The 13,917-nt window shown below is 58.5% G+C and carries 16 protein-coding genes, 1 other RNA gene and 2 pseudogenes; 13 read left to right on the forward strand and 6 right to left on the reverse strand.

The window, feature by feature from the left end:
• Together JOD50_RS00005 and JOD50_RS10655 are read left to right on the forward strand one after the other, a co-directional pair.
• The coding region (locus JOD50_RS00005; RefSeq protein ID WP_204879937.1) for an SGNH/GDSL hydrolase family protein at positions 1 to 437 on the forward strand (437 nt) is incomplete at its 5' end.
• 108 nt (positions 438 to 545) lie between these two features.
• Positions 546 to 623 carry a 50S ribosomal protein bL37 gene (locus JOD50_RS10655; RefSeq protein ID WP_375231749.1) on the forward strand — a complete coding sequence of 26 codons (78 nt, stop codon included), beginning with the start codon at positions 546 to 548 and terminating at the stop codon, positions 621 to 623.
• Positions 624 to 810: 187 nt separating this feature from the next.
• On the opposite strand, the gene rsrA is transcribed toward JOD50_RS10655, so the two are convergent.
• Both rsrA and JOD50_RS00015 read right to left on the reverse strand, forming a co-directional pair.
• Positions 811 to 1,083, reverse strand: coding sequence for a mycothiol system anti-sigma-R factor (gene rsrA / locus JOD50_RS00010; protein WP_101629542.1), 273 nt, complete (start codon positions 1,081 to 1,083; stop codon positions 811 to 813).
• On the reverse strand, positions 1,080 to 1,841 hold the full coding sequence (locus JOD50_RS00015) for a sigma-70 family RNA polymerase sigma factor (protein ID WP_204879938.1): 762 nt from the start codon (positions 1,839 to 1,841) through the stop codon (positions 1,080 to 1,082). The genes rsrA and JOD50_RS00015 overlap by 4 nt, the downstream gene beginning before the upstream one ends.
• A gap of 312 nt (positions 1,842 to 2,153) precedes the next feature.
• Here JOD50_RS00015 and JOD50_RS00020 point away from each other — a divergent pair, with 312 nt between their 5' ends.
• The 6 genes from JOD50_RS00020 to JOD50_RS00045 all read left to right on the forward strand — a co-directional run bounded on the left by JOD50_RS00020 (position 2,154) and on the right by JOD50_RS00045 (position 7,041).
• A complete protein-coding gene (locus JOD50_RS00020; RefSeq protein ID WP_204879939.1) occupies positions 2,154 to 2,648 on the forward strand; it encodes a DoxX family protein in 495 nt (164 codons plus the stop codon).
• A 78-nt stretch (positions 2,649 to 2,726) separates the two neighbouring features.
• A complete protein-coding gene (aroA, locus tag JOD50_RS00025; protein ID WP_204879940.1) occupies positions 2,727 to 4,106 on the forward strand; it encodes a 3-phosphoshikimate 1-carboxyvinyltransferase in 1,380 nt (459 codons plus the stop codon).
• Positions 4,106 to 5,287 (forward strand): ribosome small subunit-dependent GTPase A, encoded by a 1,182-nt coding sequence (gene rsgA / locus JOD50_RS00030; protein ID WP_204881453.1) that lies wholly within the window; start codon positions 4,106 to 4,108, stop codon positions 5,285 to 5,287. The genes aroA and rsgA overlap by 1 nt, the downstream gene beginning before the upstream one ends.
• A 10-nt stretch (positions 5,288 to 5,297) precedes the next feature.
• Positions 5,298 to 6,152: a histidinol-phosphatase gene (hisN, locus tag JOD50_RS00035; RefSeq protein WP_204879941.1), complete on the forward strand. Its 855-nt coding sequence runs from the start codon at positions 5,298 to 5,300 to the stop codon at positions 6,150 to 6,152.
• A 47-nt stretch (positions 6,153 to 6,199) separates the two neighbouring features.
• The gene (locus JOD50_RS00040) at positions 6,200 to 6,655 is read left to right on the forward strand and encodes a fluoride efflux transporter FluC (RefSeq protein WP_204879942.1); all 456 of its coding nucleotides are present in this window, start codon (positions 6,200 to 6,202) and stop codon (positions 6,653 to 6,655) included.
• Positions 6,652 to 7,041 carry a fluoride efflux transporter FluC gene (locus JOD50_RS00045; protein WP_204879943.1) on the forward strand — a complete coding sequence of 130 codons (390 nt, stop codon included), beginning with the start codon at positions 6,652 to 6,654 and terminating at the stop codon, positions 7,039 to 7,041. The genes JOD50_RS00040 and JOD50_RS00045 overlap by 4 nt, the downstream gene beginning before the upstream one ends.
• 120 nt (positions 7,042 to 7,161) lie before the next feature.
• On the opposite strand, the gene JOD50_RS00050 is transcribed toward JOD50_RS00045, so the two are convergent.
• Positions 7,162 to 7,482: a putative quinol monooxygenase gene (locus JOD50_RS00050; protein ID WP_204879944.1), complete on the reverse strand. Its 321-nt coding sequence runs from the start codon at positions 7,480 to 7,482 to the stop codon at positions 7,162 to 7,164.
• Between the two features lie 5 nt (positions 7,483 to 7,487).
• On the reverse strand, positions 7,488 to 9,083 hold the full coding sequence (putP, locus tag JOD50_RS00055) for a sodium/proline symporter PutP (RefSeq protein WP_109303354.1): 1,596 nt from the start codon (positions 9,081 to 9,083) through the stop codon (positions 7,488 to 7,490).
• A 495-nt stretch (positions 9,084 to 9,578) separates the two neighbouring features.
• Between putP and JOD50_RS00060 the strand changes: the two genes are divergently transcribed.
• The 3 genes from JOD50_RS00060 to JOD50_RS00070 all read left to right on the forward strand — a co-directional run bounded on the left by JOD50_RS00060 (position 9,579) and on the right by JOD50_RS00070 (position 11,357).
• On the forward strand, positions 9,579 to 10,031 hold the full coding sequence (locus JOD50_RS00060; protein WP_204879945.1) for a hypothetical protein: 453 nt from the start codon (positions 9,579 to 9,581) through the stop codon (positions 10,029 to 10,031).
• A 451-nt stretch (positions 10,032 to 10,482) separates the two neighbouring features.
• A complete protein-coding gene (locus JOD50_RS00065; RefSeq protein ID WP_109303353.1) occupies positions 10,483 to 10,941 on the forward strand; it encodes a cytidine deaminase in 459 nt (152 codons plus the stop codon).
• Positions 10,942 to 10,949: 8 nt separating this feature from the next.
• Positions 10,950 to 11,357: a hypothetical protein gene (locus JOD50_RS00070; protein ID WP_204879946.1), complete on the forward strand. Its 408-nt coding sequence runs from the start codon at positions 10,950 to 10,952 to the stop codon at positions 11,355 to 11,357.
• A gap of 72 nt (positions 11,358 to 11,429) precedes the next feature.
• Here JOD50_RS00070 and ssrA read toward each other — a convergent pair.
• Positions 11,430 to 11,816, reverse strand: a transfer-messenger RNA (tmRNA) gene (gene ssrA / locus JOD50_RS00075).
• 116 nt (positions 11,817 to 11,932) lie between these two features.
• A pseudogene (locus tag JOD50_RS00080) lies at positions 11,933 to 12,109 on the reverse strand (SsrA-binding protein); the annotation flags it as partial.
• A 258-nt stretch (positions 12,110 to 12,367) separates the two neighbouring features.
• Here JOD50_RS00080 and JOD50_RS00085 point away from each other — a divergent pair.
• Positions 12,368 to 12,675 (forward strand): annotated as a pseudogene (locus JOD50_RS00085) (transposase); the annotation flags it as partial.
• A 225-nt stretch (positions 12,676 to 12,900) separates the two neighbouring features.
• Positions 12,901 to 13,866, forward strand: coding sequence for a class C sortase (locus JOD50_RS00090; protein WP_275587650.1), 966 nt, complete (start codon positions 12,901 to 12,903; stop codon positions 13,864 to 13,866).
• Positions 13,867 to 13,917 lie beyond the last annotated feature (51 nt).

Consider the following 13,917-nt stretch of genomic DNA (forward strand, 5'->3'; position numbering starts at 1 on the left):
AGCTCGCTGAACGCTGGTTGGGTGAGGCTCAACGTCGTTTCACTGAAGACGGCGAGAACCGTTTGGTCCTTGCGCTATCCGATGCGGATGCCACGTACGGGGTCACGACGGCTCGGTCGCGTTTGAACTTGGCCAACATCTTGGATGCTACAACTCAGCTGGGGTTGAGCACGTTTGTGGTGGGCCCTCCCCCGCGGCTTGAGGCCGACCGCAACCAGGAGATCGCCCGTTTGTCTGCCGCGTTCGCGGATGTGACAACTCGCCGCAACCATTTCTATGTGGATACATTCCGCCCGCTTGAGAAGCATGAGCAGTACCGCGCGGATTTGGCGTCGAATAACGGTGTTCCTGGGCAACAGGGCCATGGTTTGATGGCGTGGCTTGTGATGCATCGCGGCTGGTATACCTGGCTTGGTATCCCTGAGCCTACTCGCTGACTTTCATTCTCATGCCCGTCGCATGCGATAATAGACGGAAGTGCTCGGTGCGAGACACCCGAGTATCACGAATTGTTCATGGATTTATGACGTTGTAAGGAGGACGCGATGAGCAGCAAGCGTGCACGTAAGCGCAAGGATCGCCGCCGGAACAAGGCGAACCACGGCAAGAAGCCAAACACCTGATCGTTTGATCGTTTAAACGCTGGTGGGTCTGCACCGTCCACGAATTGTGGAGTGCAGACCCACCAGCGTTTAACCAAACGCACTGTGCTGTGTTTATTGTGGCTCCCTTATTGTGCGCTGGGCCGGATCGGTCAGTATTGCGTCGTAACGGCTATCTTCCACCGACGCGACTGCGGCGTGTGCCGCGTCAAGCGCTTTCCGGCATCGAGTCTTTGATTTCCTCTAGCCGGTCAAGGATCTTGAATTTGAGTTGTTCCGGTGCGGCATCGTGGCAGCTGCGGCGTACGACGTTGCGGATGATGCATTCCAAGTCGTAGACGCTGCGGCATTCTTCACAGCCTTCGAGGTGGGCGCGCACTGCGTCGACGCCGTCGGCTTCCAGCACACCATCGAGGTATTCGTAGATGCGTTCAAGCCGGGCTTCAGTGCAACCACCGAGTTCGTTGCAGCCCTGAGTCATGATTGCTCCTTCTTCGAGACCTTCTTGGTCGACTTCTTTTCTTTCTTCTTAGCCCCTGTGGATGTTTCGGTACGTTCTACTGCGTAGTCGCTGAGCATGTCTCGCAACTGGCGGCGTCCGCGGTGCAGGCGGGACATGATGGTCCCGATCGGTACGTCCAGGATGTCAGCTGCTTCTTTGTAGGGGAAACCTTCGACATCAACGAAATACACCGCTAAGCGGAACTCTTCCGGGATCTCTTGGAGAGCTCGCTTCACTTCTGAATCTGGCAACGCGTCCAGGGCTTGAGCCTCGGCTGAGCGCAGAGCCTTGTCGCCGCGTTCGATCTGGGCTCCGAGCTGCCAGTCCTCAACCTGGTCAGTTCCGGAGCGCATCGGTTCGCGTTGCCGCTTCCGGTAAAGGTTGATGTACGTGTTCGTCAGGATGCGGTAGAGCCAGGCACGCAGGTTGGTGCCCGGTTTGTACTGGTGGAATGAGGCGTACGCCTTGGCGAATGCTTCCTGGACGAGGTCTTCCGCATCGGCTGGGTGACGCGCCATCCGCAGAGCCGCTGAATAGAGCTGGTCGACGTACGGGAGGGCGTCGCGTTCGAAGCGCTGACGTCGATCTTCAGCCGTCTCGTGCTCGAGGTCAACTGGCTCGGAGTCTGTTGCCGCCGCGTTCGCATGCACGTCAGTTTCAGACTCCACGTCATCTTTGAGCACGATATCCTCGGCGTCGTAGCCGTCAAGCTCTTCGTGGTTGTGTGTGGTTGTCATCCCGGCCAATGTTACTTGCTTTGCGCTTGATACGGCGTTGGATAGCGCTGTGGTGGCAGGTGTTTCCACGGTTGAAACCATCAGCACTCCCCTTCCTGCAACACTCACACGTTCTTTGAATGTCATTAGGTTCAACGGAAACGTGGCGCGAAGTATTCCCTAACGCTTGGTGGCTCCTCCAAAGTTGCGGGCATTATGCGTGGTTTAGATGCTTTGGATGGCCTGCTCGTGTAAGGATGGAAGACATAACAACCCCGCGGGTGTTGGGTTCGCGACGAAAGCGTTGCCTGGCGCCTGAGTATTGGAGGAAAAATGAGCCTTGTACGTCGTGTTGCTCGCCCACTGTTGGCGGCACCGTTCATTACCGCAGGTGTTGCCCATCTCCGTTCGCCGGAGCGCACGGGCAATGGTTTGCGCCCGCTCTTGGACAAGGTTTCCAATGTTGTTCCACAGGCTCAGTCGGTAGCTGAGAAGCCTGAGTTGGCTGCTCGTGTTCTGGGCGGTGTTCAGGTGGGTGCTGGTGCGTTGTTGGCTTTGGGCAAGATGCCTCGTCTTGCGTCTGCTTTGATCGTGGCGGCGCAGTCGGCGACCTTGCTTGCTGATGGCGTTCCGCAGCATAAGGATGGTTCGCGTGCGCTGGCAGTTACGACGCAGCTAGGCCTGACTGGTGGCGCGTTGTTGGCTGTGGTGGATACTGATGGCAAGCCGTCGTTGGCTTACCGCACGCAGAAGGCTTCTAAGAAGGCTTCTAAGAAGGCGAAGAAGCAGGCTAAGAAGGCCGCTAACGCCGCCGGTTTGTCGTCCTAGTGATGGGGTGTCCCCTCGGCTGGCGGTTTGCTGGTTGAGGGGACACTTTTTATTTTCGAAGGGTTTTGTTTCGCTTCCATGTCGTCGATGTTGTGGTCGGCCCCTGTTGCTGATGGCCCGTTGGATGCTGTTGTTGAGATCCCTGGGTCTAAGTCGCTGACGAATCGGCACCTTGTGGTGGCGGCGTTGGCTGATGCCCCTACTCGCGTGGTGGGGGCTTTGCGTTCGCGTGATACCGATTTGATGGTTGAGGCGCTGTCTGCGTTGGGGGTCGGCTTCGAGTGGGTTGATTCGTCGACGTTGCTGGTAACGCCGCTGGCTGAGGAGGCGTTGTGGGAGCACGCGCCGGTCTCGATTGATTGCGGGCTTGCGGGTACGGTGATGCGTTTTGTCCCGTACGTGGCGGCGTTGTTGCGTAGGCCTGTGACGTTTGATGGCGATGCGGCTGCTCGTGTGCGCCCGATGGGTGCCGTGATTGCGGGCTTGCGTGCGTTGGGTGCCGATGTTGTGGGCGGCGAGGATGGTTTCCTTCCGTTCACGGTAACGGGTTCTGACCGGGTTGCCGGTGGCGAGATTTCGTTGGACGCAACGGGTTCAAGCCAGTTCGTGTCGGGTCCGTTGTTGGTGGGTGCGCGGTTGCCGCGTGGTTTGGTGGTTCGGCATGTGGGCGGCGCGGTTCCGTCGCCTCAGCATGTTGAGATGACTGTTGCGACGTTGCGTGCCGCTGGTGTGGATGCCTCGGTGGGTTCCGATGGAGTTTCGTGGTCTGTTACGGCTGGCCCGTTGCGGCCTGGCGATGTTGTGGTTGAACCTGATTTGTCGAATGCCGGACCGTTCTTGGCCGCGGCCTTGGTGTGTGGTGGCCGGGTTGCTATTCCTCGGTGGCCGTCTTCCACGACTCAGATTGGTGCTGAGTGGGAGCGGCTTCTTCCGCGTTTTGGTGCGCGGGTGCACCGGGAGCCGGACGCGTTTGGCACTGAGCAGCTCGTGGTGACTGGTGACGGCCGGATTTCAGGCGTTGAGGCCGATGGCTTGGCTGAGTTGGCGCCTACGGCAGCGGCTTTGTGTGCGTTGGCTGATGGTCCGAGTACTTTGACGGGGATCGCTCACTTGCGCGGGCATGAGACGGATCGGTTGGCTGCGTTGGCCACGGAGCTCTCCGCGGTGGGTTCCCCAACTGTTGAGACCGAGGATGGGCTGGTGATCAGCCCTTCAGGCGAGCTCCGCCCGACGGTGTTCGGTTCGTATGAGGATCACCGGATGGCTACCGCGGGCGCGATCGTCGGTTTGGCGGTTGAGGGTCTCAAGGTTGAGAACATCGAGACCACGTCGAAGACCATGCCTGATTTCCCTGCGATGTGGGCTGACATGCTGTCGCAGAAGGCCGTAGCTAACCCGGATACTGGCCACCCCCCTACCGACCATGCTCCCACCCAAAACGTAGGCGGCGGGCAGTGATGGTGCGACGTGAGTGGTCTGAGGCGGATGTTCGGATCCGTCCGAATAAGCGCGGCACCCGTCCGCGGACGAAGGACCGACCGGCGCATGCTGATGCGGTGCTCGCGATGGTCGTGGGCGTTGATCGCGGCCGTTACCGTTGCGTTCTCTTGGAGGAGCCGAGCACCGGTTCTCAGGGCGCCGGTTCTAAGGGCGCGGGTGCTCAAGGCTCGGGTTCTAAGAAGGCTCAGCGTCTGCGTCAGAAGCAGGCTGAGGCTGGCGGTGAGCAGCGGATCGTCACCGCGATGCGTGCTCGGGAGTTGCGCCGTCAGGCGATTGTGGTGGGCGATCGTGTGCGTCTCGTGGGCGACGTGTCGGGCACTGAGGGATCCTTGGCACGTCTCGTCCGCGTCGAGGAGCGTTCCTCGTTATTGCGCCGCAGCGCGGACGATTCTGATCAGGTTGAGCGCGTCATTGTTGCCAACGCCGATCAGCTCGTGATCGTCGTGGCTGCGGCGAATCCTGAGCCGCGCACGGGTTTTATTGACCGTGCCCTGGTTGCAGCCTCGGATGCGGGCATTGATGCCGCTCTGGTCATCACCAAGACGGACCTCGCCGACCCTGCTCAGTTGGTTGAGACGTATGAGGGTCTGGGCGTCCGCGTTGTCACGTCGGGCTCAGCGGAGCATCCGGAAGATGTTGCCTCGCGTCCCGTGGATGAGGCTACCCAGGAACGCCTCCATGAACTCTTGGATGGCCGGCTTTCCGCGCTCATCGGCCATTCCGGCGTGGGTAAGTCCACGCTGATCAACGCACTCACCGAAGCTGAGCGCGAGACCGGGGCAACCAACGCTGTGACCGGCCGCGGCCGTCATACGTCATCCTCTGCGGTGGCCGCGCATTTGCGCGGCGGCGGCCCGGGTTCGTGGATTGTTGACACGCCGGGGATCCGTTCCTTCGGGATGGGCCATGTGGACGACGAGAACATCGTGAACGCGTTCACTGACCTTGTTCCGGCGACTGCCGATTGCCCTCGCGGTTGCACGCATGCGGCCGACGAGCCGGGGTGTGCCTTGGACGCGTGGGTCGCCGATGGGAAGGCCGGCCCGAGCGGTGAGGCTCGGTTGGCGTCGATGCGCCGTTTGCTGGCTTCGCGTCAAAGCGACGTCAACGATGAGGACCTCAAGACGTTGGGTGGCTAGGGTTGTGAGTATGACCCACACTCCAAATACCTCTGCCCTACCAGATGACCTTGCTTTGGCGCATGAGCTCGCCGATGCCGTCGATGCTTTGACGATGGAGCGTTTCGGCGCCGCGGATCTGTATGTTGAGACGAAGCCGGACGCTACCCCTGTCACGGAAGCTGACCGGCAGGCTGAGCAGCTGATCCGTGCACGTTTGGGGGAAGCTCGCCCGGATGATGCGGTGTTCGGCGAGGAGTTTGGTTCCACTGGTGAATCGAACCGTGTGTGGATTATCGACCCGATCGACGGCACCAAGAACTTCATGCGTGGCGTTCCGGTGTGGGCTACGTTGATTGCGTTGGTTGAGGACGGCGAGGTCGTGGTGGGCCTGGTATCTGCGCCAGCGTTGGGCCGCCGATGGTGGGCTTCCGTGGGGCACGGAGCGTTCACTGGTGCTTCGCTGGATGATGCTCGCCGCATCGGGGTTTCGGGTGTCACTGAGTTGGCGGATTCCTCGTTCTCGTATTCTTCGCTCACGGGCTGGAAGGCCCGCGGTTGGCTCGATGGCGTGCTGGCGATCAGCGATACCGTGTGGCGCACGCGCGCGTATGGTGATTTCTTCTCGTACTGCCTCGTCGCGGAGGGCGCGGTGGATTTCGCGGCTGAGCCTGAGCTGAACCTCTATGACATGGCGGCGCTAGTACCGATTGTGCGCGAGGCCGGCGGCGTATTCACGTCTCTGCAGGCTGAGGATGGCCCGTGGGGCGGAAACGCAATCGCTTCGAATGGTCTGCTGCACGATGCGGCCTTGGACCTGCTAGGGACCCGCGAGGCAGAGCACACCCCTACTCCCCTGCCAACCCATCAGCACGGTTCCAACTAAGCGCTTCCGGTCGGCCCCGTTCAGCCCACCCCAGCATCGTTCGTTTTATGAGTTCTCTACGTCGCGTCATTTCACCCGCATCGCCGATCTATACGGCCGTGTTCGTGGGCGGTGCGCTCGGTGCTGCGGTGCGCGAGTCTCTGGTTCTACTCGGGGATGCGTGGCGGTGGCCAGAGAACCTGATGATTCTCCTCGTGAATGGCGTAGCTTCGCTGTTTCTGGGGTGGGTTATGGGCATGTGGGATCGCGGCCGAGGCTTGGGCGGGAACTCTGCCGCTGTGAAGTGGCGTTCGTTTGTCAGCCCGGGTTTTGTGGGTGGTTTCGGATCGGTTTCCGCGGTGACGCTGCTTGCTTCAGACATCGTGGGCGATCTCGCTGTGCTGTCAATGCACGTCGGGGTGGCGCTGGCGTGTGCTGTTGCGGGTTTCGGACTCGCCCAGTTGTGGAAGCCGGGTTCCTCATTTACTCAGCCTGATCTTGCTTCCGGCGGTGATGAACAATGAGCGCGTTGCTGACGGTGCTGACGGTGAGCTTGGCAGGTGGGTTGGGTTCCGTTGCGAGAGTGTGGTTTATACGCCGGGAAGAGGCCGCGAGGGCCAGCGGGAAGATCGCGTCAAAGTTCCCGTGGGGAATGTCGATTGCCAATACGCTGTCGTGTTTCATTTTCGGGTTATTCACTGGCGGGTTCGCCGATCAGGCGTGGGCTGTGCCCGTTTTGGCAGGGTTCTGCGGCGGTTTTTCCACGATCGCGTCCGTTGCCACCGCGATGGTGTCCGCCGTACGCGAGAAGGACTGGCTGCGAAGTGCTGCGACCCTAGCCGCGATCCTCGGCCTAGCCGTTCCTGCGGCCTACCTCGGCCTGCTGATCGGTAAAGCCCTGTTCCTCTGAGTGCATAGAGAGCCAAGGGCCGCGAACAACACAGCTTGAACAACGCAAGGGCGGGACGTGTATGAACACGTCCCGCCCTTGCGATGTAGCTTGCGGATCTAGCCGGAGCTAGTGGCCCGCTTAGTCGATGCGCAGTTCGCCCATCTTGTCCCAGCCTTCGCCTTCGACCTGGCGAGAGACGATGTCTGGGGTTTCAACGAGGAAAGGCTTCATCGACTCGAGACCCTTAGCGAAGTGGTCGGAGTTCACGTGGGCTTCGCCCGCGTCGTCCTTGAACGCTTCGATCAGCAGGAACACCGTTGGGTCCTGCGGGTCGCGGTACCACTCGAACCAGAGGTTTCCTGGCTCGTTACGGGTTGCCTTGGTGAACTCCTCAACGGCGTTGAGGAACTCTTCGGCCTTCTCCGGCTTCACTTTGTATTTCACATTGATAAGGATCATGGTTCCTATGCTTTCATGCCGGGGCCACGATGGCCGGCGTCACCAGTCGAACCGGCGCCTGCGGCCTGGACGATCGGCACAGCCTGCGTTGGGGCTTCCATGTGGTGGAAGCCTGCGAGCTCCTTTTCACCAGGTGCTGGAGTGAGCAGGGAAACCACTACCGCGAGTACGAGGCAGGTCAGGAAGCCTGGAACGATCTCGTACAGCGGCTCGGAGAGTGCACCACCCAGGGTGGAGAGCGTTGTGCTCTTGCTCCAGACGAACGCGACGGTCGCGCCACCAACGATGCCCGCCATCGCGCCCCAGTTGGTGAGGCGCTTCCAGTAGAGGCTGAGCACCACAACAGGACCGAATGCGGAACCGAAGCCGGCCCATGCGAATGCGACGAGGCCGAGCACGGTCGCGTTTTCTTCCAGCGCGAGGAATGCAGCGATGATCGCGACGATCAGAACGGCGACGCGGCCCAGCCACAGCTTCGTGGTCTTGGACATGCCTGGCTTGAACACCAGTGCGAGGTCCTCAACGAGCGCCGAGGAGGTCACCACGAGCTGGGAGGAGATGGTCGACATGATCGCGGCGAGAACCGCTGCGAGCACGAAACCTGCCAGCAGTGACGGCATGAGGTTCTGAGCGAGGTCGAGGACCACGGTCTCAGCGCTCTTGGCGTCAGTGAGCTGCTTGTCCTGGTTGAGGTTGAAGTATGCGATACCGGCCATCGAGGTCACGATGACGCCGATCACGGAGAGCACCATCCAGCCGACACCGATTGCGGCACCCCAGCGGGCGTCGCGGGAAGAACGCAGAGCCATGAAGCGGATGATGATGTGTGGCTGGCCGAAGTAGCCGAGGCCCCATGCGGCCGCGGATACGGCGCCGACGATGGTGCCGCCCTTCATGAGGGAGCCGAAGTCTGGGTTGACGCTGAGAACACCGTCGATGACCTGCTGTGGGCCGCCAACGGAGATCACGGCGAGAACTGGGACGATGAGGAGGGCCGCAAGCATGATGAGGCCCTGGACGGTGTCGGTGTAGGTTGCGCCGAGGAAGCCGCCGAACATCGTGTAGGCGAGCGTGATGCCTGCGACGAGCAGCATACCGGTCAGGTAGCTGCCGTTGAACGCAGACTGGAAGAACTTACCGCCAGCAGTCATGCCGGAGGATACGTAGAAGGTGAAGAACACCAGGATCACGATGCCGGAGACGATACGCAGGATGCGGGACTTATCGCCGAGGCGGTTTTCGAAGTAGCTCGGGATGGTGATGGAGTCGTTGGTGACTTCGGTGAAGCGGCGCAGGCGTGGCGCTACGAAGATCCAGTTGAGTGCCGCACCGATGGTGAGGCCGATCGCCATCCATGCCTGGAACATACCCATCATGTACAGGGCGCCAGGCAAGCCCATCATGAGCCAGCCGGACATGTCAGACGCGCCGGCGCTGAGTGCCGCGGTGAATGGGTGCAGGCGGCGGCCGCCGAGCATGTAGTCGTCGCCGTCGTCAGTTTTCTTGAAAGCGTAGTAGCCGATCAAGAGCATCGCTATGAAGTAAATGATGACGGCGATGAGTTTATATGAGCCGTCAGGACCCAATCCGAATAAGTCCATGTGTTCCTCCGGTTTATCCTCTCGTCATGCTTGATGCATCGGGTTTTATTCCGTTGGTGACTGGACAGACGAGTCATCGTTTCCGGACAACCGTCCAGCAGCCTTTGACAATATTTCCAATGTTCAGTTCTCAGCGTCCGCACTTCAAGAAGCACTTGCGCTGAGGCCAATGAGCTACCTTACAGTCATTGCGTTAATGATGCACGCTCATTTGTTGTATTTGATCCTGACATTCCTCAATCGTTGAGAGATAGACTTTAGTTTTGATGAATCTTGCTATCCACTGATCTTGTTTAGTAGGTCTTTAAACCCCGCTTTAGATAGGCCTCGCCTTCCTGAATAATTTTCGTGATATGCGACACACTACCGCTATTCTGGGCACTTTCGAGTGTTGCCCCCGCGTTGCGAGATGCTTTATCCCTCGGAAACTTGTACAAGTCCGGATTGTTTCATCAGCTTCTCAGAGTTCCTGCTCTTCATGCCTATGGTCCCCTTATGAAGAAAACTGGATCAGTGGCAGCATTTTCCACTTTCGTAGCATTTTCCCTTGTACTGGGCCTGTCCGCTTGCAGCTCCGAGAGCAAACAAGGGCACTCCCCCGACACTCCAGCTCCAGAAAACTCGGCCACTGAAACTTCAGCTTGGAATGACCCATTCTTTAGTGTTTCACCGGAGAATCCAGCTTCTGACTTTAACGACCCCTTTGCGACCTATTCATTTGAGGACTCCGCTACAGATTCTGCAGACGATTTTGCTGATCTAGCGCAAGAGGACGACAACAGGGTCGAAACACACAACGTCGGAGTTGTAATCAAATCGCCGTCTGCCAACATCAGCGTGAAGAAAATCGAAAGCAGCAAATCGATTCAAGGCACCTATGGGCGCACTATCAAAAAAAGAAAGGCAAGAAACTGTGGCTCCTGGAAATCAAGTGGAAAAACAATCTAAATCAAGCCGCGCGAAGCGCATGCGGTGGGCCGCGCTATGTCTCCCTTCGCGTCTACGACATCAACGGTGTCGAAATGCTGAGAGATGATGACTCTACTTTCATTAGTGGAAACGACTGTTCAACTGGCCTCATGAAGGATGAATCCGGCACCTGGCTCACGGCTTGTCACGGTAGGGACGAAAAGTTTGGCTGGGCAACATTCATCGAACGTAACGGCGAGGAATCGTATGTCACCCTCGACCCAGATCTTAAACTGCAATGAGTGACGGATGAATGATCGTTCGGCGAACACCATTTAATTAGCACTTCATAGGAGGAAGCGAGCGTAGGTCGAAGGCTAGGTTCGGTTCGGACTCTTTTCAGAGGCCACGAATTACGGAGCCTAGAACGCTCCAGGGTAAACAGCACTCCGGACCCGGTGTTAAATCCGGCGCATTAGAATTGAGATTCATGACCCCAGCTTCCAATCTGCCGCTCTCCCAGTTGCGTGATGAGTGTCAGCAGTTCATCGAGGATCGTTTTCCTGCAGACCAGCCCTATATGGGGGCGGCCGCCATGCTGCTAGCAGATGGCACTGTTTTGGCCGGGACAGCGCCTGAGGTCGCCAACTCTGGGGTTGCGTTATGTCATGAGACGGAACCATATTGCGCCGCCTACCGTTTGGATCAGCGCATCGTCGCGTCAATTTGTCTTTCACGCCTCGTCGATGGCCGCTATCTCGTACTGAGTCCCTGCGGCATCTGCCGCGAACGCTTGGCTGTCCACGGACCCGATGTGATGGTTGCTACGGCAGACCCTGCCGACCCCACGGTTCCCGTGTGGAAGAAATTGAAGGACGTTCATCTCGCCTACTGGCCTACCCCGTTCATGAAACCGGGCGAGGCAGCCGGCTGGCTGCAGCACGGCTGAGAGTAAAGATGTTCGAAGCTGATACGAGGCCTTTAGAAGTGTATTGCTGGGCAGACGGTAGCGGGTTTGGATGGAAGTCCCCCGGGGCTGCTTTATTTCCCGAGACCGGTTATTTCGATGAGTGCCCTTTTCTCACAGTGGATGTCGATGTCGCTGGCAGGATCGTCGATGTTGGCTTCGCGCTGGACCTAACTGACGGGGAACCCGTGAAAGACATCCGGTGCCGTATTGAACGGCACTGCAACGACGCGGCGATGAGCTGGGAGATGACTTTCCCACAAGGAACTCTTCTGACCTGTCATGCCGACGAGACCTGGAAAGCCGCGGGCTCGTTGGCAGAAACCTTGAGCGCCAGCCTGACCCCACACGGCGACATGCTGACAGTGGCCATCACGTCACGAAAACTTCAGGCATAAAACGGGCATAGAAAAAGGACCCGGTGAACTCTCCTGCGCAAGAGCACAAGAGAGTTCACCAGGTCCCCAAAGTGGTGGAGGCGGCGAGAATCGAACTCGCGTCCGATGTGGTGTTGCCAGGACTTCTCCGGGCGCAGCACTGTTTCAGGGCTTCTCACTCCCAGAGACCATCACCAGTGCAAGTGGCCTGTGGTTACCCTGTGGACTCAGCCGCTAAAAATGTCGCGGACACGCTCACGGCAAGCGTGCCCACCAGTGGCTATCTAGCTGACGTCAGACAACCGGAGCGATAGCAACCCCGGGCTGACGGACTCGGTCACTGCAATTAGGCAGCGAGAGCGAAGTCAGTGCGCTTAGATTCGGCACTTATTAGTTTGCAGAGAACGTTAACGAGATGACTCTACATTCTCGGCCCGCTTCCCCTGTCGCGACTCACATCGTCGAAACCAAGTCGCCCCCGTATTCAGTTATCCCACCCACACAACTGACGGAACCCGCAAGCATCAGATACTCGCGTGTCAGTTGCCTCAGTGGGCTGAACGATGCACTCACCGCAATGAGTGCAGATAACCATGTTACACGACGCCCGCACGGCGGTTACGCGAACGCAACGCACGCAATGCCTCACGGTTGTCCTGCTTCTCCTTTAAGGCGTGGCGCTTATCCCACTCCTTCTTACCGCGAGCCAACGCGATCTCAAGCTTGGCGCGGCCCTCCTTGAAATACAGGCTCAACGGCACGATCGTGAACCCCGCCTTCATCAACACGGCGAATGGGGGTCCGATGCTCGTGACCTACTCGTGATAGCACGCACTAACCCATATCCGCGAGCACTTCTCTGAAACCAGGCTGCTGAAGACGAGCCGTAGATATTGTGGCCTGTAACCAAGGTGAAATCCTGACCTGATCCCTTTTAGGTCCATTCATTATGTGAGTCCATCAATCCCGTATTGTCGGGGAGACTGGATTACAGGATGAGTACTCAACGAAAGCGCCACACGCCGGAGTAGATTGTCCGGAAGCTTAGCCCAGCAGATCGCTTCCTGGCAGAAGGCAAGACCGTGGCTGATGTGTGCCGCGAGCTGGAAGCGGCTGAGCAAACGTATTATCGGTGGCCCAATCAATATGGCGGTATGAAAGCCGATCATGTTAAGGGACTCAAGGAACTTGAGAAGCAAAACGCCACGCTGAAACGGTTACTGGCTTAAACTGAGTTGGAAAAGACTGCGTTGAAAGAGCTTGCGGAGGGATACTTCTAGGCCCAGGCAGACGTCGCGCTGCCACGGCTCACTTACTCAGGTCGTTTTCGATAAGTGAGCACAAGTCGTGATCGGAGACTGAAAACACCGATACAATCATGACCGTAGGCATTCATCGCTGGGATACCTGTCACCTGACGACTATGCTCAAATCTACACCCACGCAAGAGAGCAAATAGACTCACATATCGCCTGGACCTAAACACGGGGCGGCTCATGCGGCGAAGACGTGTGGGCCTGGAACGACTGAGGGCACTCAGCCCTAGAGCTTAAAGCAGGAGAATATGGAGCGGCACTCTCACGGGAGCGGTCAGGCGGACACAGAGGATGCTAACCGTAACTACGATCACATGCCAACACCGCCCAGCAGGCGCAGCAAGCGGACGAAGAAGCGAAAGGGCATCAATGGCAATGCCCTTATCGCCTTCGTACTGGTGGTCGTCGGTTTGGGGGTGCTGCTCTACCCTGTTGCAGCCACCCAGTGGAACAATTTTCAGCAGCGGCGCGCAGCTGATGAGTATTCGCAGTTGGAAAAGAAGGCTTCGCCCGAGGCTCTGAACACGGCCTGGGATGATGCACACACCTACAACGCGGCCTTGGGCCAGATCAGCGTTCAAGATACGTGGACAACTTCGGATGACGAAGATTCACCCGAGTACAAGCGCTATGAAAAGTACCTGTCGGTGCTGTCGGAAACGGATGCTCTGGGTAGGGTCGTCATTCCGTCTATCAATTCTGATCTGCCGATTTACCACGGGACGTCGGAAAAGGCCCTCACCCGAGGTGCCGGTCACCTGTACGGCACGGACTTCCCTGTGGGCGGCAAGGGTGAGGGCGAGGGGCGGCATTCTGCTCTGTCGGCTCACACGGGCCTGCAGGATGCGACGATGTGGGACAACCTCGAAAAGGTGCAGAAGGGCGATACTTTCTACATTGCGGTCAGCGGTAAGAAGCTGAAATACGAGGTCGACGATATCCGGGTTGTTGATCCTTCGGACACCAGTTCTATCAGACGGGAAGAGGGCAAGGATCTCGTCACGCTCATCACGTGTACGCCATATGGCATTAACACGCACCGTCTGCTGGTAACAGGGCACCGGGTTCCTATGGACCCCAGTGACGATTCTGTTTTCGATGGTTCCGGTATGCAGTGGCAGTGGTGGATGTGGGCGATTCTTGCGGCGGCCGCGGTCATTGTTCTGATGCTGGTCTACTGGTGGCGCAAATCGACCAGGGCCGGCAAGAACTGACCAGGTTCAGCTGAACATTGAGGCCCGCACCCCTGTTAGGGTGCGGGCCTC

Origin of the sequence: Pseudoglutamicibacter cumminsii (assembly GCF_016907775.1) — a bacterium.
Classification (GTDB): Bacteria; Actinomycetota; Actinomycetes; order Actinomycetales; family Micrococcaceae; genus Pseudoglutamicibacter; species Pseudoglutamicibacter cumminsii.